General features: G+C 57.6%; 22 protein-coding genes, 2 tRNA genes and 1 pseudogene. 19 read left to right on the forward strand and 6 right to left on the reverse strand.

From position 1 onward, the window contains the following. Nucleotides 1-87: 87 nt before the first annotated feature. The 9 genes from J3T92_RS06205 to rplI all read left to right on the forward strand — a co-directional run bounded on the left by J3T92_RS06205 (nt 88) and on the right by rplI (nt 9345). Nucleotides 88-1959: a glycosyltransferase family 2 protein gene (locus J3T92_RS06205; RefSeq protein ID WP_267400487.1), complete on the forward strand. Its 1872-nt coding sequence runs from the start codon at nt 88-90 to the stop codon at nt 1957-1959. 79 nt (nt 1960-2038) lie between these two features. Continuing rightward, nucleotides 2039-2881 (forward strand): ABC transporter permease, encoded by an 843-nt coding sequence (locus J3T92_RS06210; protein WP_372338661.1) that lies wholly within the window; start codon nt 2039-2041, stop codon nt 2879-2881. Further along, nucleotides 2881-4176, forward strand: coding sequence for an ABC transporter ATP-binding protein (locus J3T92_RS06215; RefSeq protein ID WP_267400491.1), 1296 nt, complete (start codon nt 2881-2883; stop codon nt 4174-4176). The genes J3T92_RS06210 and J3T92_RS06215 overlap by 1 nt, the downstream gene beginning before the upstream one ends. Nucleotides 4177-4265: 89 nt before the next feature. Then, nucleotides 4266-6353: a glycosyltransferase gene (locus tag J3T92_RS06220; RefSeq protein ID WP_267400493.1), complete on the forward strand. Its 2088-nt coding sequence runs from the start codon at nt 4266-4268 to the stop codon at nt 6351-6353. After that, nucleotides 6350-7396 carry a dTDP-glucose 4,6-dehydratase gene (rfbB, locus tag J3T92_RS06225; protein WP_267400495.1) on the forward strand — a complete coding sequence of 349 codons (1047 nt, stop codon included), beginning with the start codon at nt 6350-6352 and terminating at the stop codon, nt 7394-7396. Before J3T92_RS06220 ends, rfbB begins: the two co-directional genes overlap by 4 nt. A gap of 161 nt (nt 7397-7557) precedes the next feature. Then, on the forward strand, nt 7558-7854 hold the full coding sequence (gene rpsF, locus J3T92_RS06230; RefSeq protein WP_015021308.1) for a 30S ribosomal protein S6: 297 nt from the start codon (nt 7558-7560) through the stop codon (nt 7852-7854). A gap of 124 nt (nt 7855-7978) precedes the next feature. After that, complete coding sequence (locus J3T92_RS06235) at nt 7979-8596, forward strand: single-stranded DNA-binding protein (protein ID WP_045923912.1); 618 nt, start codon at nt 7979-7981, stop codon at nt 8594-8596. A 36-nt stretch (nt 8597-8632) separates the two neighbouring features. Beyond that, nucleotides 8633-8881, forward strand: coding sequence for a 30S ribosomal protein S18 (gene rpsR, locus J3T92_RS06240; protein ID WP_015021310.1), 249 nt, complete (start codon nt 8633-8635; stop codon nt 8879-8881). A 14-nt stretch (nt 8882-8895) separates the two neighbouring features. Then, on the forward strand, nt 8896-9345 hold the full coding sequence (gene rplI, locus J3T92_RS06245; RefSeq protein ID WP_144085287.1) for a 50S ribosomal protein L9: 450 nt from the start codon (nt 8896-8898) through the stop codon (nt 9343-9345). A 125-nt stretch (nt 9346-9470) separates the two neighbouring features. Here the strand turns inward: rplI and J3T92_RS06250 are convergent, their stop codons facing one another. From J3T92_RS06250 to J3T92_RS06260, 3 genes and pseudogenes are all read right to left on the reverse strand, one after another. Beyond that, nucleotides 9471-9818, reverse strand: a complete 348-nt coding sequence (locus J3T92_RS06250) for a phenylpyruvate tautomerase MIF-related protein (RefSeq protein WP_101431892.1) — start codon at nt 9816-9818, stop codon at nt 9471-9473. 108 nt (nt 9819-9926) lie between these two features. Further along, nucleotides 9927-10433, reverse strand: a complete 507-nt coding sequence (locus tag J3T92_RS06255; RefSeq protein ID WP_267400614.1) for a GtrA family protein — start codon at nt 10431-10433, stop codon at nt 9927-9929. Nucleotides 10434-10511: 78 nt separating this feature from the next. Beyond that, a pseudogene (locus tag J3T92_RS06260) lies at nt 10512-11872 on the reverse strand (MFS transporter). A gap of 212 nt (nt 11873-12084) precedes the next feature. On the opposite strand from J3T92_RS06260, the gene J3T92_RS06265 reads away from it, so the two are divergent. Together J3T92_RS06265 and J3T92_RS06270 are read left to right on the forward strand one after the other, a co-directional pair. After that, on the forward strand, nt 12085-12741 hold the full coding sequence (locus J3T92_RS06265) for a histidine phosphatase family protein (protein WP_267400526.1): 657 nt from the start codon (nt 12085-12087) through the stop codon (nt 12739-12741). Between the two features lie 81 nt (nt 12742-12822). Beyond that, entirely contained in the window at nt 12823-13683 is an 861-nt protein-coding gene (locus J3T92_RS06270; RefSeq protein ID WP_267400528.1) for a hypothetical protein, read from the forward strand. Between the two features lie 51 nt (nt 13684-13734). On the opposite strand, the gene J3T92_RS06275 is transcribed toward J3T92_RS06270, so the two are convergent. From J3T92_RS06275 to J3T92_RS06285, 3 genes are all read right to left on the reverse strand, one after another. After that, a complete protein-coding gene (locus J3T92_RS06275; protein WP_267400530.1) occupies nt 13735-14733 on the reverse strand; it encodes a DUF805 domain-containing protein in 999 nt (332 codons plus the stop codon). 121 nt (nt 14734-14854) lie between these two features. Then, nucleotides 14855-15643 carry an ABC transporter permease gene (locus tag J3T92_RS06280; protein ID WP_267400531.1) on the reverse strand — a complete coding sequence of 263 codons (789 nt, stop codon included), beginning with the start codon at nt 15641-15643 and terminating at the stop codon, nt 14855-14857. Further along, a complete protein-coding gene (locus tag J3T92_RS06285; protein WP_267400532.1) occupies nt 15640-16743 on the reverse strand; it encodes an ABC transporter substrate-binding protein in 1104 nt (367 codons plus the stop codon). Before J3T92_RS06285 ends, J3T92_RS06280 begins: the two co-directional genes overlap by 4 nt. A 314-nt stretch (nt 16744-17057) precedes the next feature. Here J3T92_RS06285 and J3T92_RS06290 point away from each other — a divergent pair, with 314 nt between their 5' ends. The 8 genes from J3T92_RS06290 to J3T92_RS06325 all read left to right on the forward strand — a co-directional run bounded on the left by J3T92_RS06290 (nt 17058) and on the right by J3T92_RS06325 (nt 25966). Beyond that, nucleotides 17058-18062 carry a LacI family DNA-binding transcriptional regulator gene (locus tag J3T92_RS06290; protein WP_267400534.1) on the forward strand — a complete coding sequence of 335 codons (1005 nt, stop codon included), beginning with the start codon at nt 17058-17060 and terminating at the stop codon, nt 18060-18062. Between the two features lie 230 nt (nt 18063-18292). Continuing rightward, a complete protein-coding gene (locus J3T92_RS06295) occupies nt 18293-19603 on the forward strand; it encodes an MFS transporter (protein WP_267400536.1) in 1311 nt (436 codons plus the stop codon). 35 nt (nt 19604-19638) lie between these two features. Then, nucleotides 19639-20505, forward strand: coding sequence for an MBL fold metallo-hydrolase (locus J3T92_RS06300; RefSeq protein ID WP_267400537.1), 867 nt, complete (start codon nt 19639-19641; stop codon nt 20503-20505). Between the two features lie 434 nt (nt 20506-20939). After that, on the forward strand, nt 20940-23336 hold the full coding sequence (gene nrdD, locus J3T92_RS06305; RefSeq protein WP_101431959.1) for an anaerobic ribonucleoside-triphosphate reductase: 2397 nt from the start codon (nt 20940-20942) through the stop codon (nt 23334-23336). A 70-nt stretch (nt 23337-23406) separates the two neighbouring features. Next, on the forward strand, nt 23407-24129 hold the full coding sequence (gene nrdG / locus J3T92_RS06310; RefSeq protein WP_267400538.1) for an anaerobic ribonucleoside-triphosphate reductase activating protein: 723 nt from the start codon (nt 23407-23409) through the stop codon (nt 24127-24129). Nucleotides 24130-24185: 56 nt separating this feature from the next. After that, the gene (gene gltX / locus J3T92_RS06315; RefSeq protein WP_267400539.1) at nt 24186-25712 is read left to right on the forward strand and encodes a glutamate--tRNA ligase; all 1527 of its coding nucleotides are present in this window, start codon (nt 24186-24188) and stop codon (nt 25710-25712) included. 68 nt (nt 25713-25780) lie between these two features. After that, nucleotides 25781-25853: transfer RNA gene (locus J3T92_RS06320), tRNA-Glu, on the forward strand. 41 nt (nt 25854-25894) lie between these two features. Beyond that, a tRNA-Gln gene (locus J3T92_RS06325) sits at nt 25895-25966 on the forward strand. Nucleotides 25967-26133: the final 167 nt, after the last annotated feature.

Consider the following 26133-nt stretch of genomic DNA (forward strand, 5'->3'; position numbering starts at 1 on the left):
AGGGTTTTGACCTAGGGTTATTATTCGTATGTATGTTTTTCGAATGTAAAGCATGAATTCGGTTGTTGAGACGAGGTGCCTACAGGTATGCCAACCATGAAATTTGCCAACATTATTTTGGAGGCCAACCAGAGGTCAGTGTCCTACCCAGACCTTTACTGCCGTTCTGATCAGCCGGTGATTTACGACGATCATGAGGGCGAATGGGCTATGTACAGAGCGGGGCTCTATGATTTCAACACATACTTCAATTCCTTATCTGTTATGAAGCTCCGGCGTTACACTCGGTCCACTGGGTATACCCTGCACCTGGAGCTACGAGGTGCCGACTGCACGGTTATGCAAACCATGGGCGATGCCTTTGCTGTGCACCCTGTGCCCGTCAAGGAGGTCGAATTCCATGTTGAGGCATCTGATACTTGGCAGGATCTGGATATTCCATTGAAGGTGACAGACGATATGGTCCTGATCGGGTTTAGCATCGAGACTCAGGGGCAGGTTTATATCCGTAATGGATACTATGCCCTGGATTATGAGGGCGATGAGCGGTCAGTGGAACTGGCCCTGGCTACCACTACCTTTAAGAAGGAGAGCTACATCACTCACAATATCGGTCTTGTTCGTAAAAAGATTGTTGAATCCGGTGAAGACATTGCGGATCACTTCCATATGTATGTCATTGATAATGGCCGTACATTGGATGCTCCAGCTCTGACCAGCGAACGGATACGGATCATTCCAAATGACAACGTGGGCGGGGCAGGCGGTTTTACCCGGGGAATGTTGGCTGCTATGGATCAGAAACCCAGGGCCACCAACATCCTGCTCATGGATGATGATGTGGATGTGTCTCCCGAAAGCATCAAGCGGACCTACAACCTTCTGAGAATCCTCAAGCCAGGCTACGAAAAGGCCATGATCAGTGGTGCCATGCTCAATTATGAGGTAGGCGAGGACCAATGGGAGGACATCGGGTACATGACGCCTGAAGGTACTTTTTCCCCCTGCAAGCCTGGTCTGCGTCTAGTGCTCTTTGAAGATTTGATTTACAATGAGCTCTTCAAACCCACCAAAGTTATGAAGGCCAATCTTTATGCAGCTTGGTGGTACTGCTGCATTCCTCTGTCGGTCATAGACAAGAATGGTTTGCCTCTGCCGTTCTTCGTGCGTTCCGATGATGCAGAGTACGGAATGCGCTGTAAGACGCCCTTCATTACAATGAACGGTCTGTGTATCTGGCATATGTCCTTCCATGAGCGTTACAACGCCGCCGTAGAACGGTATCAGACAACTCGTAATACCATGATTGCCCAAGCGACCACCGGGGTCGCCCAGAGTTCTGACTTCATGCGCGAGCTTCATAACAACATTCGGTTGGAGCTGAAGAAGTTCGGTTATCAGAATGCCGAACTTTGTTTGGATGCCTTCGAAGATTTTCTCAAAGGGCCAGGTTTCTTCAGCCAAATAGGGAAGGCGGAAGAGACCTTCCTCCGGGCGAATCGTGTCAAGGAGCAGCTGGTGGACTTCGATCAGTTGCAACGACAGCTGGATGCGGATCCGGAAACGAAGGGGCTCAGATTAAATCAAATCGACCGTCAATTGATTGATGGGAACAAGCCTCGCACCACGCTGGAGCGCTTGGAGGACTATGTAACCGATAATGGGCAGCGCTATCTTAAGACCCAAGGAAAGGGTTATGCAGTCATTCCTCTGCTTGGCTGGGTTTATCCGGCGGGGGCGATTCGCGGCAAAAACAAACTTATCGTTCTGGATTGGTACAACCGCAAGGGCGCTGTACGTGTTAAAGATCCTGAACGGTATGCCAGGATTAAGAAGCGCTATGCCAGGGATTTGCGCTATTATAGGGCCAATATCAAGAGGATTAGCCGCGACTATGCCCATGATCGTGCACGGCTGACCTCTCAGGGATTCTGGCGCAAATATCTGAAGATGGACTGAAAATTCGCCTTCTGTGAATAGTGTTTCATAGCATGTCAGGCCGAGTGCTGAAGTATGGTGGTGCGGTCGTCGATAGGAAATGAACGTGAAACAACTTGTGCAAAAGATCAGGGACCGATACGGGTATGCGCTGACCGTGCTGCGCGGCTTGGTAAAGACTGATTTCAAGCTGCGGTACCAGGGTTCTTTCCTGGGCATCGCCTGGTCGGTACTCAAGCCGCTTATGCTTTTTTGCGTCATGTATCTGGTTTTTGCCAGATTCCTGCGTATGTCAGACGGAACAGCGACTTATCCGGTTGTCCTGTTGCTGGGCATCAGCTCCTGGCAGTTTGTGACTGAATCCACGAATGTGGGCCTACGCTCCGTGGTAGACCGCGGTGACCTTCTGCGCAAGATACATTTTCCTAACTATATCGTGGTAGTTTCAGCCACGATTGGGGCGATGATTTCCTATGCCATAAACCTTGTTGTGGTTCTTGTCTTTGCTCTTTTCAGCAGGGTTCACTTCACTTGGCGAATCATCTTCCTGCCGATCAATGTGGCTGAGCTCTACGTGGTCACTCTGGCCATGACGTTGATCATGGCAACCATGTATGTTTACTACCGCGATATCGCCCACATTTGGGAAGTGCTTCAGCAGCTGATTTTCTATGCTATGCCCATTATCTACCCCCTGAAGTACGTGACTGATCGTGGGGGCAGGCTGGCCTTTCTGGCTCGGTTGGAGTTGATTAACCCCATAGCCCAATCCATTCAGGACATCCGCCACAACTTCATTGCGCCTGAGACTCAGCCTACTATATGGAACCAGTTTCACAGCTTTTGGATTATGATGATTCCCTTGGTGATTACCCTAGGTCTGCTTTGGTTTAGTATCTGGCTGTTCCGCCGTAACAGTCGCAAATTCGCGGAGGTCATGTGATGTCTAGCGATGATCAAACCTACGAAGAAGTCCTGCAACGTTATCAACAGGCACCAGTGGTTCTTTCCGTTGATCATGTTTCCAAGTACTTTAAGCTCCCCACAGAGCAGGCCACTGGTCTCAAACAGGCATTCATTAACTGGACCAAGGGCATCAAAGGTTATAAGAAGCAGCAGGTTCTTCAGGACATCAGCTTTGAGGTTCATCAGGGGGAGTTCTTCGGCATTGTCGGGCGTAACGGTGGCGGCAAATCTACTCTGCTCAAGCTGATTTCGCAGATTTATTACCCCGAGCACGGTTCCATCCACGTGGTCGGCAAGCTGGTCCCCTTCATCGAGCTGGGTGTAGGGTTTAACCCGGAACTGACTGGCCGTGAGAACGTCTACCTGAACGGAGCCCTGCTCGGGTTCACCAGAGATCAAGTGGATGCCATGTACGATGACATCGTTGAGTTCGCTGAACTTGATGACTTCATGGACCAGAAACTTAAGAACTATTCCTCTGGCATGCAGGTCCGCTTGGCTTTTTCCGTGGCCATCAAGGCCCAGGGGGATATCCTGGTTCTGGATGAGGTCCTGGCTGTGGGGGATGAGGCTTTCCAGCGCAAGTGCGATGATTATTTCACTGAAATCAAGAAAGACCCTACAAAAACTGTCATCCTCGTCACTCATGATATGGGTTCAGTCAAGAAATACTGTACCCGAGCCATGATGATCGCCGACGGGCGGGTGGAAGCACTAGGAGATCCAGAGACCGTTTCTCATAAGTACACCTTGGCTAATTTGGAAGCTGAGCGTACAGCGGAGCACGAGATGCAGATTCAGCGTGGAGGCTACGCCAACGGGTTGAACGATCGCTGTCCTATTCTGAGGACCATTCCAGTTTCCCCGCAGGTGAGTGACGGTACTGGCGTTTTCAAGTTCGATGTCGAGTACCAGTACGACCAGCCAGGTGATTTCTATCTAGCTGTAGCTCTGCACGACATCAGGCGGGGAGGCATTACCTATGATACAGGCCCAAAAACTATGCGTATGCGCCGCCACGGCCACCAGATCGTTCACTTCGAGCTTCCGCTGAACGTTTTTAACAATGGTGAGTTCCGTTTGATTACGTCTTTGCGCACTCCCAATCCCAACGATCCTCATGGGACGGACGCTGTGGGGGTGGCGCTGGACGAGAACGCCTGTGACTTTGTTATACGAAATAAGCGGAATGGAGAGTATGCTCTCCTCAGCGATCGGGCACTGACCATAGCTGCCCTGGACCCTGACCAGGTGGACGAAGTGGATGGGTGATTCCCGTCTTCGTGCTCGGGATAGGATGATTTTGAGGCGATTCGGCGGCTGTGCCGCGGGAAGGTATTTGACCCATGAAGGTTCAAGAGATGGCAGACACAGGTTTTGAAAGTGTGGTCCGGGTGGTCTTTCCCGAGCGTGACCAGGAACAGGTGCTTCCTTTGTATGCCATTGACTGGTCACCTTCGCACCTGTCGAATACGGTTATGGATCCACGGACGGATGTGAAGCGCATCAGGCTGAATGCTATGAATCAGTCTGAATATCAACGGCTGGTGGGCCAGGCTCTAACGCGGACCGGCGCAGGCGTGACCACCAATGACTTCGACCTTCTCTCCAGGCGATCTCTGCGTATCCACGCCGGTGGGCGGATCTCACTCTGCACTTTCTTCAACGCCTTCCCAGCCGGTTACTGGCGTCGTTGGACCAGAGTCGATACCGTCAGGCTGACCCTGATGGTTTGGGGCCGCGGTGAGGTCCGAGTCATGAAATCCAATGGTCGGGGTATCTTCACCTCTGCCGGTTCTGTCCGGATCGAGCAGGATGGACAGACGGAACAGGGAGAACACATTGCCCTGGACATATCTATGACTGGTCTGGTTGACGGCGGTTACTGCTGGCTGGAAGCACAAGCCAGCAAGGGTGATACCTTGACCATCAAGGATGCGGACTGGCAAGTACCCATTCGTGCCAGGACCGCATCCCGCCAGACCAGTGTATCCGTCGCTATTACTACCTTTAACCGCGCCCCCTATTGCTTGCGGCAGCTGCAGGACCTCGCTGCTGCTACTGAGCTCCGTAGCCGATTGGATACTATATACTGCACTGACCAAGGTAATGAATTCGTCAGTGACCAAGAAGGGTACGGAGCCGTGGCACAGTCTCTGGGTGACCAGCTGACTTATATGCGCCAACGGAATCTGGGAGGGTCAGGCGGATTTTCGAGGGGCATGTATGAGACGCTCAAAGCCGGTCGGTCCGACTACGTCCTCCTCCTGGATGACGATGCCATTAGTGAGCCGGAGTCTATCCTTCGTGCAGTTCAGTTCGCCGACTATGCATGCAAGCCCATGCTGGTCGGTGGAGGCATGTTCCACCTAGACAACCGGACCGTCCTCTACACTCAGGGGGAGCGGCTGAACTGGAAACGTATGTGGATGGAGCCTTCTCAAGGGCTGGGTTACAACCATGATTTCGCCTTGGAGCCTCTTCGTGATTGCCCTGAACGCCATCAGCGTATTGACGAGGACTTCAATGGGTGGTGGATGTGCCTGATACCAATCAGTGTCATCAGGGAAATTGGTCTCTCCCTACCGGTCTTCATTAAATTTGACGATGTTGAGTTTTGTCTTCGGGCACAGCATGCCGGCTATCCCACGGTCTGTCTTCCGGGAGTTGCGGTCTGGCATCAAGCTTGGCATGAGAAGGATCCGGCGCGTACTTGGGAGGAGTACTACACGGAGCGCAACCGGTGGTTGGCCGCCCTTCTCTTAGAACCTGAGTTGCCTGTATCTCGAATCATGACGGAAACCTTGTATGGGGATGCTAGTCTGGGGCTGCGCTTTACCTATTCAGCTATGGCTCTGCGCAACTTGGCGCTTCAGGATCTTTTGAGAGGGCCGCAATATATCGTTGAGACTTTCTCCACCAAGCTAGACCAGGTACGCCGCCTCAGGGCGGGCTTCACTGATGCGCAGACTACCAAGGATCTCTGGTCTCTACCGGCTCCTGATCATGAGACCGTACCCCCGCGTAAACGGCCACAGAGTAGGAAACATCGGATGTTGGTGGCGTTAAAGCTCCTTGCCAAGTCCGTGTTGACTGACCGTGACGCCACAAGAGACCAGCAGCCTGACACTTCCATAGCAGCTCAGGACGCAGCTTGGACCTGGGTGGCTTTCGATGGCATAGATTCGGCCTTAGTCACTTCGCCAGATGGCGATTCGGTAGCCTGGCTTAAACGGGACAACAGCGAATTCCGTCGTCTGATGGGTCAGGGTTGCCGTTTGGCTTTGACTATCAGGAAGCACTGGAAAGAAATTTCGGCCCAATATCGTGATTACGGCCTGGCCTCTCTTGATACTTGGCAGCGAATTTTCGCCAATAGCGGCATGAAGGTGATTCCCTATTCTTCCGAGAGAGATGGAAAACCCGGGTCCAAGATAGGTAGCGAATGACCACCATGGTCGGCATAGGGAGTGATCAGATTTGCCCCTGCAACCTCATGGTTACTGGCGGGGCGGGATTCATTGGGAGCAACTTCGTGCGTTGGGTCGGCCAGCACCATCCCAACACAAGGATTGTGGTCTTTGACGCCCTTACTTATGCGGCCATTCCTGGTAGCCTTCCCGATACGGGTCCAAATGGCCCTTTTCTGGTCAAGGGCGATATCTGCGATCCTGGAGCCGTAGAGAGGGCTATCAGCGAATACGGAATCGATACCGTCGTTCACTTTGCAGCCGAGTCCCATAACGACAACGCCATTCAATCTCCCGATCCCTTCATCAAAACCAACATCCAGGGCACCTATATCCTTCTTCAAGCTGTTCGTCGACATGATTTGCGCTTTCACCATATTTCTACGGATGAAGTCTATGGCGATTTAGATTTTGGTGACTCCAGGCGTTTCGACGAATCAAGTCCTTACAGGCCTTCCAGTCCATACTCGGCTAGCAAAGCAGCTTCGGACCATCTAGTCAGGGCCTGGTGGCGTACCTATGGGACTCGGGTGACTATCTCCAACTGTTCTAATAACTATGGACCGCGCCAGCATGTGGAGAAGTTCATTCCCCGTCAGATCACCAATATTCTCGCAGGGATTCGTCCCCGCCTCTATGGCGAAGGGCGGGAGTCCCGTGATTGGATTCACGTTCAGGACAACTGTGAAGCTATTTGGACCGTTCTGACCCGGGGGATATTGGGATCCACCTATCTGATAAGTGCGGATAACGAATACAGCAATCGGGAGGTTCTAGCCATGATCCTAGAGGAGATGGGACAGGAACCTGATGCCTTCGACAGAGTACCTAACAGGCCGGGGGTGGATCGGCGTTATGCCTTGGACTCCAGCCGAATCCAGTCGGAATTGGGTTGGAGGCCTCGACACCATGATTTTCGGCACGGTCTCAGGGATACGATCGATTGGTACGCCTCGCATCAGTATTGGTGGAGGCCCGCCAAAGAAGAAACTGAGCGTCGTTACAAGATCCAGGGGCACTGAGTGTAGCTTGCTGCTTTGTTTCTGAGACAAGGTCGGGACTAGTGTATATTCTTAATAAGTTACTGGGTGGCTGTCCTGACTTTGGACAGCCAGATCTGGTAATCTGCTACACCCTCCTGTCACGGAAGGTCCGTGACCTGTAAGTCCAAAGGAGGTGGGTGATGTCTGCGCATAAGTATGAATTGATGTTCATTGCCGATCCGGCCATGGATGAGCGCTCGCTGAAGAAGCTGACCGACCAGTATCTCGAGGTGGTCACCAAGGAAGGCGGCTCCGTCGACAACATCGATGTCTGGGGTCGTCGCAAGCTGGCCTACGAGATCGACAAGCACAAGGAAGGCAACTACGTGGTGGTCGAGTACACCTGCGAGCCCTCCGCCAGCGCTGAGCTCGATCGTGTGCTCAACCTGAACGAGTCCGTCATCCGCACCAAGATTCTTCGCAAGGATGACAAGTAAGCAAACAGCAAAAGGACATAGAAGCGTCGGCTGACGTCCGGCCCTCGCGTCGAAAGTCCAAGGGTGCGGGATTCGCCCCCAGGAGGCCCATTCCCAAGTCCTCACTCCGAGGAAAGGTCGTGACATGGCGGGAGATACATACATCACCGTGGTGGGCAATCTCACTGCGGATCCGGAGGTGCGTACGACCTCCAACGGAGGCACGGTGGCCAACCTGACCATCGCGTCCACGCCCAGACAGTTCAATAGGAACTCGGGGCAATGGGAGGACGGCGACTCGCTCTTCATGCGTTGCTCGGCTTGGGATTCCACCTACAGTCCCATGGCTTCCAACATTCAGGCCAGTCTGACTAAGGGCATGAGGGTAATCGCCCAAGGTCGTCTAGTGCAGCGCTCCTATCAGGATCGTGAGGGCAACAACCGCACGGTTGTGGAGCTGCGTCTGGATGAGATCGGACCTGCACTGACACGGAACACCGCTCAGGTCACCAGGAACGCCAACACCGGTGGCGGAGGATCTCGCGGCGGTTTCGCCGGCTCCAACAACGGCGGCTACCAGGGTGGGGCATCCTACCAGGGTGGCGCCGGCGCGGCATCGGCCCCTATGGGTCGTCAGCAGCCAGCGCAGAGCCAGCAGGCCCCGGCCCAGGATCCTTGGTCATCGACCGGATCCGGCGATTCCTTCGGATCCTTTGGGTCCACCGGCGAGTTCGGTGGTTCTGGAGACGATCCCGAATTCTGAAGTTTCATAGCGTCATCATTCATTTAAGGAGTACCAATGTCACGTAAAAGGCCGCAACCGCCGGTCAAGCCCTTCAAGAAGAAGCCGAATCCTCTGAGGGCTGCCAAGATTCATACCATTGATTACAAGGACGTGGCTCTGCTGCGCAAGTTCATCTCGGACCGGGGCAAGATCCGTTCCCGCCGCATCACCGGTGTTACCGTCCAGGAGCAGCGCGAGATCTCCAAGGCTATCAAGAACGCCCGCGAGATGGCCCTGCTGCCCTACGCCACCAACGGTCGCTGAGGGAGGTCCGGATTATGGCAAAGGAAACCAAGGTAATTCTGACCGATACCGTGACCGATCTGGGTCATAAGGGCGACGTTGTCGGGGTCAAGCCCGGCTATGCGCGCAACTTCCTGATCCCCCAGGGACTGGCTTTCGCCTGGTCCAAGGGCGCAGCTGCACAGATCGAGTCCCTGCAGCGGGCACGCCGTGCCAAGTCCATGGCCACCCGTGAGGATGCCGTGGCAGCCAAGACCGCCATCGATGGCCAGACCGTCGAGATCGCAGCCAAGGTGTCTGATTCAGGCAAGCTCTTCGGCGGCATCTCCAATGATGCCATCGCCCAGGCTCTTCGCCCCTTGGCCGATGTGGATCCCCGAGCCATTTCGGTGGAGACCATCAAGACCACTGGCGAGTTCCCGGCCACTGTGGCCCTGCACCCCGAGATCTCGGCCGCTTTCACGGTCAAGGTCGTCGCCGAGTAGTAAATCTGATCTACCATCCCATAACGATTCTTTTTGCAATAGGGATCTGGGCTTAAGCAGGAGGCCTTCCCGCAGCAGGTATATGCGCGGGAAGGTCTCCTTATGCGTTACAGGGGATTACTCGCCTAGAAATTGCCGCCATTCCAGCCCCAGTCGGTGGTGGCCGTATAGCGGATGTAGGTGCGGTTCTTGGGGATGGACAGCTCAGATTCCAGCGTGTCCATGATGGTCTTGGTCAAGCTTTCCCAGGCGGACTTGGGTACGTCGCTGCCGAAGACGTTGACCTCGACATAGGCTGCAGGCTTGCTGTCGTCACCGCCGAAATAGATGGGCATGTCCGACTCGAAGGGGCACATGAGCCAGCCCTCGGACTTGCCAGGGACAGCGGTGATGGCCTTGCCGTAGGCGGTCTTGATCCGTTCGCGCTGTTCTGCAGTGATGGGTGTGCTTACATGGGTGTGGATGACGGGCATGGTGCTTCCTTTCCGGTCCGTCCGGCATGACCAATCAGAATGATTCGGTTCGTCTGGCGGATGGCTGACTATTCCCGTCCCATAGTAGCCTCGACCGGGCCGGCTGGCTTAGCGCCAGCCGAAGGGACGATGACTCAGGGACCAGGCCCCCAGACGGTGAGCCACAGAACGGGGGTCGACCGGCTTGCCGGGGGCGGGAGCATCCAGCAGCCACTTGCGGATCAGGAAGTTCCAGATGGCCACCACCACGGTGGCTGTGATCTTGGCGATGTTGGCGTAGAGCAGGTAACGGGCGTGCATGGTGGTGATGGCGTCCGGCGGCAGCATGGCAGTGCCCATCCACAGGATCACCTCGTTGATCCCCAGGCCGATCACCGAGGAGACCAGAAAGACCGCCATCTCCATCCACCGGGCCATGTCCTCCCGGTGTTTGAAGACGTAGTGCATGCTGGCCAAATAGTTGAAGACCAGGGAGATCAGGAAGGAGATGGCCCCAGCTAGGACATTGTTCAGGTGCGGCCCCATGATCAGCAGATTCATGATGCCGATGTCGATCAGGAAGGCGATCACGCCCACGATGCCGAACTTGAGCAGTTGTCCGATTAATCTACGCACGATAGCCCATTCAATCATTCATCCTGTGCTCACGAGGTAGCGGGAGCCGCTTGTGCGCAAAAGCCTTACGTTGCGCCCTCAGGCGGGCAGTTCGGTCAGAATGGGCTCCTCGGTGCTATTGCGGATTTGCCGGAAGCCGACAAAGGCGATGGCCAGCGAGGTCAGGGCCAGAGCAGTGACCACCCCGAACCCGCCTTGGGATCCGTAACGGTCGATGAACTGCCCGGCCACAGCCGAACCCGCCGAGGATCCGATCGAATTCATGGCGCTCAGCCAAGCCATGCCTTCGGTGAAGCGGATGGGCGGCACCAGGTGAAGCGGATGGGCGGCACCAGGTGGAGCATGAGCTGGTTGCCGTTGATCCAGGTGGGTGCCTGGCAGACGCCGATGATCAGGTAGATGATCATGATGGTCCACAGATTCCTGGCGAACATGAAGGTTCCGATGCCCAGGTTGACCACCAATAGGCAGAAGTAGAAACGCTTCCAGAGGGGGATGGTCCAGTTCTTGGCACCGTAAAGCAGGGCGCCGGCCAGAGAGCTGAAGGAGAAGCAGGCGAAGACGAACCCGGTCATCTGCTTCATACCCTGTTCGGTGGCGAAGGCGATGATAGAGATGGATGCGGCGCTCTGGAAGGCTCCCAGGCCGAACCAAGTGGCGCAGACGGCAATCATACCAGCACTCCAGAAGGCCCCGCTGCGGCTGTTCCCACCCTCCTGGTCCCGCAGACGAGCCACCTGCTGAGCCTGACGCTCCCGGTACTCCTTGCGGGTGATGCCCTGGGCGCGGGCCATGTCCGTCTGCGAAGGCGGCTCGGTCTCTCGGCAGGATAGGAACATAAAGGCCCCCACCAGCACACAGATCCCGGTAAAGGAGAAGGCCAATACGCCTGAAATGACCGCCAGGATGGAGGCTAGAGGATTGCCGATCACCCACATGGCCTCGTCGAAGACCCCTGACAGGGACAGGGCCTGATTAGTGGCTCGGTGGTCGCCGCGCAGCAGATGCGTCCACCGGCTACGGCTCATGGCTCCCCAGGGCGGAATGGCCGCCATGAAGGGGGTGACCAGGTAGAGCACCCAGGCGGGAGCGTGGGCGGTGATGGCTGTGATCAGGACCGTGGCGGCCACGATCCAGACCAGAACAGTGGGAATGGAGACCTGTCGCTGGCCGAACTTGTCGACCATCTTGCCCAGCATGGGGCTGACTAGGGCCAGTGCCACGGCCTGGATGGCGGTCAGGGCTCCGGCCAAGGAGTAGCTGCCGTAGTAGTGCTGCACCGAGATGGTGATGGTCATGCCCACCATGGGGAAGGGCATGGAGGCGATAACCGACCCCACTGCGAACCGTGCCGTGTGAGGCAGTCGCAGGAGCGCCGAGTATCCCCCGAAGACCCTGTGACCGGCTTCGACCAGAGCTGCTTTCAATTGCCGTGGCATGGGTTGTTCACCTCGCATTCCTTAAGTGTTTTGCAGTCCCGAAGCATGTTTTCCCCAGAACCTTCCAGATGCATGAAAGGGATATAGGGCTGCTGGGGGACTGCTACAGTGGTAACCATATCGGCGCCTGATGGGTGCCATTGGGATAGTGATAATTCTACCCCCCGCCATGGTCTCTTATCGGGTCTGCCGGGGAGCTTGGGAGGTGGGTCGTGCCTGCGACGACCATTCATTTCGTCCGTCATGGCCAGGTTGATAATCCCGATCATATTCTCTATGAGCGATTGCCGGGATTCCATTTGTCCGACAGAGGCAGGGCCATGGTCGAGGCGACGGCCCGTTTTATGGCCGAGGCTCCTGGCATGCGCGATCTGGAAGCCGTTTACTCCTCTCCGCTGGACAGGACCAGGGAGACCACAGCCATCCTGCTTGAGCAGATCAACCCCGCTCGTGTCCATCATGGCTTGAAACCATTGGAGCCTATCTACGACCGTCGTCTGATCGAGGCCGGCAACGAATTCCGCGGCAAGCGTATCGGACGCGGGCAGGGGGCCCTCTGGCGGCCCTCCAACCTGCGGCTGATCCTGGACCTGCGCCGACCCAGCTGGGGGGAGTCCTATCGGCAGATCGCCCGGCGAGTGGGGGATTTCGTCCGGCAGGTGGTCCGTAGCCATCCTGATGCGCAGATCCTGGCTGTCTCGCATGAGTCGCCCATCTGGTCCTACCGTCATCTTTTGGAGACCGGTCACCCCGAGCACAATATGTTCCTTCGAGCCACCGCTCTGGCCTCGGTGACCTCCATCACCCTGGACTGCGACACCGGCAAAGTGCTGGGAATCACCTACACGGACCCGGCGGCAGGCGTGTGAAGACCGCTTGCACGGCCTAGGATGGCTGAGGATACTGTCGTGGATGACTGTCCGAGAACCCGATGAAGGAGCGTGATGATCATGGTGGATGTAGAGGGAAGCCTGGAGGCCATAGCCGGGCGGCCCGCCGTGGCCCAGGCGGCTGAACAGGGGGCCAGGCTGGTAGACCTTTGGCCCTTGACGAATGCCGAACATCTGGCCAACGACGCCAAGTATGCGGAGGACCTGCAGGTGCGCATCAGCATGGTGCTGGCGCAGTTGATGACGGGAGAGGATGTGACCATCCCCGACGCTGAATACGTCTATGAGGGCGCTGAGGACATTCCTGGTCGTCCCCAGGATCTGGTGGATGCCCTCATGGCGGCCAACGATGCCATCGAGGCGGCTGCACAGGCGCAGGAAGACCAGTCCAAGATGCTTGCGGGTTTGGCGGCAACCTTGGGCAGCGGCTGGGACCAGGCTCGGCAGCAGGATATGGCCGCCGGCGTGGCCAAGGCCGAGCAATCCGTGGATGACCAGGGCACATCCCCCAAATCTCCGCAGGACAATGAGGGAGTGGCCCGGGCCCTGGCCACTAGCCTGATGATTTGCCGTGATCTGCTTCAGCGTGCAGGCGCTGACCCTGACCATGCTGCGGCCGCTGCGCCAATACTGGTCTATGTCAATGAGCTCAACGAGCGGCTGGGCATTCCCCGGGCTTTCCTGTCCGGCGAGGATGTCGTCCAGGCGCTGGGATTATTGGATGATCCGGAGGCTTTCGCAGACCTGCTGGCTCCTCTGGCAGGTGCCGAGTGGGACCATCATCGTCAGGAGGTGCTCTGGGATCCCGAGGAGGCCAAGCGCAAGGCCAAGGAAGATGACGAGCGCAAGAGCCGCGAAGCCCTGCAGGCCAAGTTCGCCCATGTGCCCGAGGATCCCAACAAGCCTCCTGTGGAGCTCTGAGACCTTCTGCCCTTCGCCTTGCTATCGGCCAAGGCGAAGGGCTGGCTGGACTCAGCGATCGAAACGGGCTCCTCGTGGATCGCTGGGTCGGGCCAGCAGAATGATCCCGGCGACGGTTCCGGCGATCATGATCAATGCGCCCAAGCTAAGAAGGGAGAGCGAGGATCCCGGATGCCCGTCAATAATAGCCACGATGGCGAAGACCAGAGGGATGGCGCCCACCAGCTCGCTTGCAAAGGGCAGGAGTATCCAGTAGCCGGACATGTTGGTGTCGTGAAGCCGCCGTATGCCTACAGCCAGATTGGGTATGAAAAGTCCAAGGGTGACCAGGAGGGACAGAATCCGTCCCACAAAGATGGATCCTGAGGTGATGATCGAGATCGCAAGGTCGATGAAAAAGATCATGAGAACAACCCACCAGAATTCCCCGCGGGAGGCCCTCCCGGAGAAGACGGAATATTTGACGAAGAAACGCTTGCAAGCGTTTACGAAGTCAATGCCGTACCAGGGTGCGTTCAGTGGCGGCTCGCCGTTGAATCCGGCATCCGCATAGGGGTAGGCCGGATACTGCGGGACCTGGGGGCCGGGTTGGTAGCTGGCCTGTGGCCAACCCGCGGGCGATTGATAAGGGTTGCCCGGCGCATAGCCAGTCGGAGGGGTTGCGCCATTGGGCTGACCATTGGCCTGGCCGGGATTCGGGCCTTGACCATAGGGTGCCTGCTGCTGCCCGTAGTACTGCTGACCATAGGGCTGTTGCTGGTTGTAGCCTGGCTGTTGACCCTGCGGCTGTTGACCGTATGGCTGCCCTTGGTACGGCTGTTCCCGGCGGTAATCGTCGGCAGGTCTTTGGGCTTCGCTGATCGGATGGTACACGTCGCTCTGATCCGAAGCTGCCGGCGCATGGCCGGATTGTCCTGGCTGAGGCTGATTCAGGTAGGCTGCGGGCCCTGAGCCGGTTCCGTCTGCGTGGTCATTCTGGGGCCAGCCTTTGGCCGAACCTTGGTTATTGGGGGTCTGGTTCCCGTTGTTCGTATCATCTGGATGGCTCATGGATGTCGTCCCTCTCATCTTCTATTGATAATCCTGAATCTGACTTTTCCGTATGTTCCTATTATGGCAGGCCGGTTCTTCCGCTTGATAGCCATGAATAGTGCAGGGGATGGGGGACTCTTCACTCGTCGTCTGGATTGACCATGTGATCATCGCCTGCATCGCCCAACAGGAGGCGCTCGATCAGGGTGATCAGGGCCAGCAGGAGGGCGGTCAGCAGGATGATGACCAAGGTGGCCGAAAAGATCAGCGGTGTTCTGAAGGAATTGAAGGCCGACTGCAGCCATATGCCCAGGCCGTTTCTGGCGCCCAGATACTCTGAGGTGGCCGCTGTGGCGAAGACATAGGCGGCGCTGATGCGCAGGCCGCCGAAGATCTGCCCGGCGGCCACCCGAAGCTTGACGTGCCAGAGGGTCCAGGTTCGAGTCGCCCCGCAGTTCAGGGCCACGTCCTGATAGAAGCGGGGCACGGACTTGAGGCCCCGGTAGGTCTGGACCACGATGGGGAAGAGGGCGAAGACGGCCACGATGACTACCTTGCCCAGTGGCTCGAATCCGAACCAGATCACGAACAGGGGGGCGATGGTGATCAGCGGGATCATCTGAGCGCCGGCGATCAGAGGGTAGAGGGCATCATGCAGGGTGCGCCAGCTGTAGAGTGCCAGACCGATCACTATTCCCAGGACCGAGGCCAGGAGGAAGCCCAGCAGACCCTCAAGGGCGGTGATGGCGGTGGCGGGCAGCAGATCCTCTCGGGACTGCACTGTGGCAACCAGAATTCGACTGGGTGCCGGAAGGGCCTGTTCGCTGACTCCGCCCAGGCGGGCTGCCAGCTCCCAGATGATCAAGAGCGCCAGCAGAGTGAGGGTCGGAGGCAGCGCCCGGGTTCTGCTCTGCTTCCCTACCTTCATCGCCCGGCTGCTTCCCGAACGTAGCGATCGGTCCACAGGTCAGTGGCCTGAGGGGCTTTATTGGGATCGCCCTTCTTGGCGCCCTTGTAGGTGCCCGCCTTGAACTGAAAGTTCAGATAGTCCTGGGCATCCTTGACATTGATCAGCCCGCTGATGCTCTTTTGGTCCGGGCTGTCGACCCAGTACCCCTCCTTGACGATGCTCTCCATGGAGCGCTTGGCCAGGGTCGGGTCGATGGCTGATCCCTTGGTCTCCTTGACCAGGATGTCCGCCGCCTGGTCGGGATGGCTCAGGGCGTAGTTGTAACCCTTCAGACAGGCCTTGACGAATGCCGTCAGGGCACGACGGTGACCGGCCTGCTGCAGCCAGGAATTCTTGACCACGAAGCCCAGCTGGTCGGGGTTGCCGGGCACTCCCCAGTCGGCCTGGGTGAAGCAGTGCAGAGCCGGGCCCTTGAGCTCGCTCTCCACTCCCTCCCAATTGGCGTAGAAACCTGCGAAGTCGCCCTTGCCGCTGGTCAGGGTGGCGAAGGTGTTGGTGCCGCTGGTCACCCGCTTGAAGTCGCCCTTGCCGCCCGCATAACGGATCATCTGCTTGACTACGGCTGTCTGCTCAGCCGAACCGAAGCTGACGAAGGTCTTGTCGTCGAAGTCCTTGGGGGTCTGGATGTCGGTGCGCGAGGCCAGCGAGCACCACCGCGCCACGGAATGCTGGCCTATGTTGAAGACCTGCCGCAGGTCGGCTCCCTGGGAGTTGAAGGTGGCCAGGTTGCTCAGCTTGGAGAAGCCCACGTCGGCGACCCCGTTCTGGACGGAGGTCTCGGCTCCTGCCTGGGCCGTCGGCAGGATGGTCAGCTTCAGGCCGGCCTTGTCGAAGTAGCCCAGGTGCCGGGCCACGTAGATGCCCACATGATTGGTGTTGGGCGTCCAATCCAGCATGAAGGACAGTTTGGAGCCGTCATCGGCCTTGTCGTCTGCCCCCTTGGCCCCGCAGGCTGCGCTCGTGGCTGCCATGCAGAGCACAGCTGTTAGGGCGAGCGCCCGCACGATCAGGTTGTGGCCGGGAACTCTCCTGAAGCCACTGTTCCTCGACATGCTCATCACTGTCACCTTGCCTCTCCGGCACCCCTGGTGCCCATCCGCATCGGGGCCGCTACGGGAAGGTGAGGAGCCCGCGCGACGATCCGGTACGGTCTTGACCGATGGAATTCTGCGATATGTGCCACGGCTGCTGCCACCAGCCGCGCGAACAAGTCCACTCTAGTCCAAGCCAGCCGGTCCTGCCTCGCCGTGATGAAAGGTTGCATCATATGCCTCTATACTGGGAACTCACGAGAGGTTCGTGCAGGCCGGCCGCTGTCGGTCTCGTCCGGAGCAAGACAACCGATCTCGGTAGGGGTCGACGGAGGGTTCCCATGTCGGTGACCATCAGTGATGTGGCCAAGCAGGCGGGCATGTCCGTGTCCACGGTCTCCCAGGCGCTCAACGACAAGGGGCGCATTTCGCCGCCCACCAAGGACAGGGTCCGCAGGGCGGCCATGGAGCTGGGCTATATCCCCGACAGCCGCGCCCGTTCCATGCGTTCCTCGCGCTCGCATGCCGTTGGCCTGCTGGTTCCCGACATCCGCAACCCTTATTTCTCCGAGCTGGTCTATGCCGTCCAGGACCAGCTCTACTCGGCAGGCTACGCTCCCCTGATCGGCGTGTCCTCTTGCCAGGCCAGCAGGCAGGAGGACTATTACCGCATCCTTCTGTCTCGGCATATGGACGGCGTTTTGGTCGTGCCTGACGGGCCCACCTCGCCCATGTTGCGTACCATGTTGGCAAGGGAATTCCCTGTGGTTTTCGTGGACCGTCCGGACCGGACCCTGCCCGGTGTCCCTTTGGTGGATTCCGATCCCGTGCCTGGCATGGAGGCGGCCATGGACGCTCTGGCAGCCAGGGGATGCAGACGAGTGGCCTTTGTCCCGGGCCCGGAGAGCCGCTCCTATACTTTTCGCGAGCGTGAGCAGGCTTTTCTGGACGGCGTTGATGTCCGTCAGGGGCTGACAGGATTGGTGGTCCGCCAGGGGTTTGAGGATCGTCCCCGGGCGGCTGCGACCATGCGCGGCCTGCTTGGCCAAGGGGTTGACGCTGTCATCTTCGGATACTCGGCTGATGCCATCAAGGCCGTCGCCATGGAGTGGGACGGCGATCTGCGCTCGCGCGTGCCCATGGTCTCCTTCGACGACTTGGAGGTTTTTCAACTGATCAGCCCCCAGGTGTCGGTCATCTCCCAGCAGGTGGATCGCATGGGCCGTCAGGGCGTTGATATGCTCCTATCCATGATCGAGCCGGGGCGGCAGGCTCCGGAGGGCATGGGCGTGGATCGCCGTCTGCGCACTCAAACACTCTTCGTGCCAAGGGGTCTGTTGGCTTAGTAATCTCTTGCGTTCATACGTTCTCTTCTGGTCGTTTATAAAAACCTGACTGTTTGGATATTGCCGGACCGTGCCGTGTCGGGGGGGGGGGGGGTAGTTTTTTGCCCTGTGAACCAAAAGGGTTCACGACTCCACGGGATCGAGTGATTTGAAGCAGAGTCACTCTTACGCGGACGGGCGGTGTCGCCCGGGTGCGTTGAAGCACCATCAACCTTATAAGGAGATTTGCAATGAAGTGGCTCTTGGACTACTTGGGTATGTCTCGAAAACAGTTTGGTATTTTCATAGTCATTACCTTATCCACCTGTATCTATTGGTTTTCCAGCATCAAGAGTGTAATTTACGAACCCTTTCGCCAAGCTCTGGGGGTTTCTAATGCCCAGCTTGGATTTTTGTTGGGTCTCATAGGTTTCGTGCAGATATTCGGTTACGCCCTGCTGGGTTGGTTGCAGGATCTGCTGCCTATCCGCAAGCTCATCGCCGTGGATCTATGGGGTTATGGAATATTCGCCCTCATTCTGGGCCTAGTGCCCCATCTGCCGTACTGGTTCCTGGTACTGGCTTTCGCAGCCTTCGGCTTTTTCGGCGATGCCATCTATTGGCCAACCATTCAGAAGTCGACTAAGAGTTTGGCCACGGAACGGACGCAGGCTGCCGCTTTCAGTACTCAGGAATGTATCCGTTCCGCCATCGGACTGGTGCTTAATGCCTGCACCTTAGGATTGTTCACGCTCGGCGGTTCGCAGATCTTCGGTGCTCGCATCGCTATGTGCACCTACCCGGTTTGCATGATGCTCTTCTCTTTTGTCGTGCTTCGGTTTATCCCGAAGGACTTCCTGCATGAACAGGCTGGCACAGTCAAGGGCAAGGCCCACAAAAGCAACGGGGCTGCGATGGTCTTGCAGGCTATGAAACTGCCAATTGTGTGGACTACCGGCTTCGGTGCTGCTGCCACTTATCTGATCTACGTAGCTGCCAACACTTACTTCCTTCCTTTCGTCCAGGCATCATTCAAACTATCTGATGCAGCTGCTGGTCTTTTCGGCATAGTCAATTCCGGACTTATGGGTCTGATTGCAGCGGCTTTGTCCGGTGTGCTAGCCACAAAGAGGTTTAAGACAACTCCCCAGTGGATGGCGCTGCTCTATGTCATTGTTTGCGTCATCAGCATATTGGTCATCTTTACGCCCCGGAGCTCGGGATGGATGATCCCCGTGGTTGTCCTCTGCTGCCTCGTGACTTTCATCTGTGTGGCTTTGCGCGCCGTTTACTATGCACCAATAGGTGAGTACGGGGTAGATTCAGAGATCTCGGCCACGGCCATGTCCATTGCATCCTTCATCGGGTATTGCCCGTCGTTCTTCGCTTACATGCTATTTGGAGCCATTATCGACAATTTCAACACCCAAAAGGCATACAACCTGATCTTTGGCATGCTGGCGATCTTCAGTATTTTGGGGATTCTGGTCTGCATGGTCGGCAACAGGGTCATACTTCGCAAACGCCATGCCGAGTCGCATGACGTCTCTGCCCAAGCATGAATATTTACATCCATCACAAAGGAGTATGAGCAATTATGAAATTTGAACATCTAGGGACAGCTGCAGCCGAAAGAATCCCTGGCATTTTCTGCATGTGTGATCTGTGTAAGCAGGCCAGACGCATTGGAGGCAAGGAAATTCGTACCCAGTCCCAGGCTTTGGTCGACGATGCACTCCTGCTTGATTTCCCTGGTGATACTTACTGTCATTATATTAATAATGAGAACTTTGATCTGCCGGCAATTACCCAACTCTTCATCACTCACTGGCACTCTGATCATTTTTACGGTGAAGATCTGGCTTATCGCATGGATTCGTATGCTGACGACAATCCCACCCATATGGATGTCTATGGCTCTGAAACAGTCAAAGGCTTCTACGAGCGAGCTTTCTTCCTGGAAGAGCATTACGATTACGGCAAGTTGACATATCACGCTCTTCATCCTGGTGACAGTGTCACTGTGACGGCTGGGAACGGCAGGACATACACGGTATACGCTTTTGAAGCCAAGCATGGCCATCATTTCGGCGATTGTCTCTTCTATGGGCTGACAGACGGTCAAGTGGGGCTGCTGTATGCGCATGATACGGCCTACTTCTACGAATCAACCTGGAAGGATCTGGCCAAAGCTGGGCTAAAATATGACTACGTTTCCTTGGATTGCACTCATGGGTTGACTGATTTCAGTTCCGACGTCCACATGAACTTTTCTGACAATCTGCGAGTTAGGGATCGCATGGTGAAGATGGGACTGGCCGATTCGCACACTATGTTCGTGTGCAACCATTTCTCTCATCACGGCAATGCCAGTTATGAGCAAATGCAGGAGGCTGCTGTCAGAGAGGGGTTTGTCAGCTCGTACGACGGAATGGTGACGAACATCCAACCTCAAGCAGTGTGAGCGTTAGGTTTCGCAGGCGGCTCTGGCCATTTTGGACAGGGCCGCCTTTCTATGTCTGCACCCATGGAAGCTGGGGTGGAGACGATGGACGCCTTGTAGCGAGGTCTCGACAAAAGAAGTGCATACCGTGCGGAGTGTCGGGCGGCTGTTTCGTCTCTGTCAATGACCTCTACTGGCCTTTCGGCCATTTGCCGCCCTTGTCCAGACCCTGCTATTTGTGACGCAGTTCACAAAATATAAAATTACTACATGTAGGCAACGAATCATCCTCAGGCACTACATATGGTGGTCACGGCGTGATAGAGTGAGTCTTGTCAGCAAAGAATGACATCCATGTGATTCGCCGTTCCCAGCATGGAATTTGGGAACGCCAAAGCAACTGCACATGAGTAACCGTATGAATCGTATGAGGAGTGACGATGGATACTGAGGTCATGACCGATAGCGTGAAGGAGCGTGGCATTTCGGATCGCGATGCTGTCGATGGCATTCTGGTCGAGAAGCGCGACGGCCGGATCGTCGATTTTGATCCCGTCAACATCATGAACGCCATCGAAGCCGCTTTCAAGGACGTCAAGCACGAGGTCAGCCCTGAGGATCGCCAGCAGATCCGGGACATGGCCCTGACCGTCCAGTCTGAGATCACCGATCGCTATACCAATCCGGTCAAGATTGAGGACATCCAGACCCTGGTCGAGCATGCCCTGGTCAATGCCCATCTTTACGAGATCGCTCGCTCCTATACTTCCTACCGTCTCGACCGCGACATTCAGCGGGCCAAGGCCACCGATGTCAATGAGGCTGTCCACCGCCTGACCAGCAAGGACGAGACTCTGGTGCGCGAGAACGCCAACAAGGATGCCAACGTCTACGCCACCCAGCGTGATCTGCTGGCCGGCGCGGTCTCCAAGGCTTCAGCCTTCGCCATGCTGCCCAAGGATGTCTCCAACGCTCACATGAAGGGTGACATCCACTTCCACGACGCGGACTATTCGCCCTTTACGGCTGAGACCAACTGCTCCCTGCCTGACTTCGGCGACATGCTGGCCCACGGCTTCGAGCTGGGCAACGCCATGATGGACTCGCCCAAGTCCATCGGCACGGCCGCCACGCAGATCACCCAGATCATCAAGGACATCGCCGGCTCCCAGTACGGCGGCCAGACCGTCAACCGCTGCGATGAGATGCTGGACAAGTACGCGCGTCTGGACTACAAGAAGAACTATTCCATGGCTGAGGCCGTCCTGCCGGATGAGGAGCCCATTGATGTGGCCAAGGATGTCGTCCGCGGCCTCAAGGCTCGGGAGGCTGACTGGCTCCACCTGGACGATCGTGCTCCCATCGGCGAGGATGCCCCCTTCGACCTGGACGCTCCACAGATTGTTCGGCTGCGTCAGGTCTATGCCAAGATCCTGACCCGCAAGAACATCTACGATGCCATGCAGACCATGGAGTACCAGATCAACTCCAACCGTGTCTCCAACGGGCAGACCCCCTTCGTCACTGTGGGCTTCGGCCTGGGCACCTCCTGGTTCGCCAGGGAGATCCAGCGGGCTATCTTCCTGATCCGCATCCGTGGACTGGGCAAGGATCGCCATACCGCCATCTTCCCCAAACTGGTCTTCACCATCAAGCACGGTCTGAACGCGGACGAGGGCGATCCCAACTACGACATGAAGCAGCTGGCCCTGGAGTGCTCCACCAAGCGCATGTACCCTGACGTGGTCTTCTACGAGAACCTGGTCAAGATCACCGGCTCCTTCAAGGCCCCCATGGGTTGCCGCTCCTTCCTGCAGGCCTGGACCAACCCCGAGACGGGCGAGGACGAGGAGGACGGCCGCATGAACCTGGGCGTCGTCACCGTCAACATCCCTCGGATCGCGCTTGAGTCCCGCGGCGACAAGGATCGCTTCTGGAAGATCTTCGACCAGCGCATGGAGGTGGCCCATCACGCTCTGCAGTTCCGCATCATGCGCTGCAAGCAGGCCACTCCCATCAACGCCCCAACCCTCTACCAATACGGCGCCTTCGGCAGGCTGAAGCCGACTGACAGCGTGGACACCCTCTTCCGCAACAGCCGCTCCACTGTTTCCTTGGGCTACATCGGCCTTTATGAGGCCACCAGCGTTTTCTACGGCAAGGACTGGATGAAGGACCATTCCTGGGATCCGGAAGGCAAGGAATTCGCCCTGAGCATTGTGCGCCGGATGAATCAGCTCTGCAAGCAGTGGGAGAAGGCCGAGGGATACCACTACTCGGTCTACTCCACTCCGGCCGAGTCGCTGACCGACCGCTTCGCCAGGATGGACAAGGAGAAGTTCGGCGTAGTCGACGGCGTGACCGACCACGACTTCTACACCAACAGCTTCCACTACCCGGTCTGGCTGCGGCCCACGCCCATGGAAAAGCTCAGCTACGAGCGAGACTTCCCCTACCTGGCCTCGGGCGGGTTCATCAACTACTGCGAGTTCCCCTCCATGCAGCAGAACCCCAAGGCCTTGGAGGCGGTCTGGGACTACGCCTACGACATCGGCATCGGCTACCTGGGCACCAACACGCCCATCGACCACTGCTTCGTCTGCGGCTATGAGGGCGACTTCGAGCCTACCGAGGAGGGCTTCAAGTGCCCCGAGTGCGGCAACGACGACCCTGACAAGTGCAACGTGACCAAGCGCACCTGCGGCTACCTGGGCAACCCCGTCCAGCGGCCCATGGTTCACGGCAGGCACGAGGAGATCGCCCACCGCGTCAAGCACATGGAGGGCGAGACCGGCCACGTGGTCCTCAAGGACGGATCCACCAAGGAGTGGTTCGACGACAAGGCCGAATAGGCTCTGACAAGACGCAGTACATGGCGGGCCCGGGTAGTTTGCGGCCCGCCATTGTCATGAGGAGGACCAGATGACGGACAAACAGGGGGTCATGAGAAAGACAGGTGGCCACCGTGACTTCGCGGCTGATGAGCAGGGGCGCGGTCCGGGGGTTCCCTCTGCGCTGACCAACAATCCCAGGGCCGGCCAGTGGGACGGTCGCCGGCTCAGTCGGGGAATCGTGGCGGACTACAAGCCTCTGGTCATGACCGACGGCGAGGGAATCCGCTGTTCCCTCTACGTCAGCGGCTGCCCTTTCCGCTGCCAGGGGTGCTACAACGCATCCATCTGGGACTTCGGCGCCGGGCATCCCTATACGCAGCAGCTTGAGGACCGCATCATCAAGGACCTGTCGCTGTCCTATGTGCAGGGCATCACCTACCTGGGCGGGGAGCCCCTGCTCAACACCCCTATGCTGCTGGGCCTTTCGGAACGGATCCGGCGCGAGTTCGGTCACGAGAAGGATATCTGGTGCTGGACCGGCTACACCTGGGAGGAGCTGAACCGGCCGGGGGAGACCCCGGACAAGGCCCAGCTGATCTCCTACCTTGACGTGCTGGTGGACGGACGCTACTTGGAGAATCGGAAGAACAGCCTGCTTCAGTTCCGAGGCTCGGACAACCAGCGGATCATCGACGTGCCACGGTCCTTGGAGCAAGGCCAGGTGGTCATCTGGCCTAAGCTGCATGACCAGACCAGGTTCATCCCGGAGACCTACAGCAAGGACCGGCAGCAGGAGCAGCAGCGGGGCTGATACCGGCTTCCGCTCTGAATTGGTCTACGTCGCCTTGCCGGGGCACAATGGGTGTCATGACTGATGAGCATGATCATGACGCCAAACCCGACCTTCCCAAGGATCTGAGGGTCCGCTTCTGCCCTTCGCCGACCGGCACCCCGCATGTGGGCATGGTTCGAACCGCACTCTTCAACTGGGCCCAGGCCCGGCACTCGCACGGTACCTTCGTCTTCCGCATCGAGGACACCGATGCCCAGCGCGACAGCGAGGAGAGCTACCAGCAGATCCTGGACGCCCTCAAGTGGCTGGGGCTGGACTGGGACGAGGGTGTGGAAGTCGGCGGTCCGGATGGCCCCTACCGGCAGTCCCAGCGCGGCGACATCTACCGCGATGTGGCCCGACAGCTGCTGGATGCCGGCTACGCCTATGAGTCCTACTCCACCGCTGAGGAGATCAAGGAACGCAACCTGGCCGCTGGCCGTCCGGCCGCTTTCGGCTACGACGGCTACGACCGCGACCTGACTGAGGAACAGCGCCAGACCTTCCGCGAGCAGGGCCGGCAACCCGCCCTGCGCATCCGTATGCCTGACGAGGACATCGCCTTCGACGACCTGATTCGCGGGCATATCGAGTTCAAGGCCGGGTCCGTGCCCGATTATGTGATTGTGCGTCCCAATGGCGACCCACTGTACACCCTGACCAATCCGGTCGATGATGCCCTCATGCGCATCAACGTGGTCCTGCGCGGCGAGGACCTGCTCAGCTCCACCCCCCGGCAGATCGTTCTCTACCGGTACCTGATGAAGCTGGGCATCGCTCGGGCCATGCCCCTGTTCGGGCACCTGCCCTACGTCATGGGTCAGGGCAAGAAAAAGTTGTCCAAGCGCGACCCTGAGTCCAACCTCTTCCTGCACCGTGAGCATGGCTTCATTCCCGAAGGTCTGCTCAACTATCTGGCCCTGCTGGGCTGGTCCATCGGCCCCGACCGCGATGTCTTCTCCATGGATGAGATGATAGAGCACTTCGATATCCGCGACGTCAAGGCCAATCCGGCCCACTTCGACATCGACAAGGCCGTGGCCATCAATGCCGAGCACATCCGTATGCTGGAGCCGCAGGACTTCCTGAACCGGTCCCTGCCCTACCTTAAGCGCGACGGGCTGGTGAGTGCCGAGCGCTGGCAGGATCTGAGTGATCGTGAACAGCGAATTCTGACCGCGGCCGCCCCCTTGGTTCAGCCTCGAGTGCGTCTGCTGGGCGAGGTCTCCGGCATGGTAGGCAGTCTGCTCAGCCAGGAGGAGTACCTGGAACCCGAGCCGGATGCCCGAAAACAGCTCAAGGACTCCGCAGGACAGGTTCTGGACCTGGCTATTGCCGCCCTGCAGGATGTGCCTGAACAGGATTGGAAGACCGATCACCTGCACGACCTGCTCACTCAGGCGCTGGTGGATGAGGGCGGCTACAAGCCCCGTCTGGCCTTCGGCCCGGTCAGGGTGGCAGTCTCGGGAAGGCGGGTCTCGCCGCCCCTGTTTGAGTCCCTGGAGATCCTGGGCAAGGGCACAACACTCCGAAGGATGGCCAACTTGCGCCAAAACCTCTGAGCGGGTATATTTCTTTTTTGTTGTGCTACTGACCTGCTGAACCGGGTTCGTACGCGGCGAAAAGTGAAGCCCCCGTCGTCTAGCGGTCTAGGACTACGCCCTCTCACGGCGCCAACACCGGTCCAAATCCGGTCGGGGGTACGACATGTGACAATCGTCCAAGCGGTTGTCGCACAGCCAATTGGGGTATGGTGTAATTGGCAACACAGGTGATTCTGGTTCATCCATTCTTGGTTCGAGTCCAGGTACCCCAGCAGTAGGGATTCAGAGTCCCCAAGAGCGGAGCATTGAAACGATGTTCCGCTCTTCTTGTATGCGTATTGCTGCGTTTCTCAGAAATGCTTCCGGTTTCCAAAGGGGCGGCCGGTCGTGTCCATGAGAGTCGCCCGCGGTGTGAGCAAGCAAACAAAAAGAGGAGGCC

Origin of the sequence: Bifidobacterium sp. B4081 (genome assembly GCF_026537335.1) — a bacterium.
GTDB lineage: Bacteria > Actinomycetota > Actinomycetes > Actinomycetales > Bifidobacteriaceae > Bombiscardovia.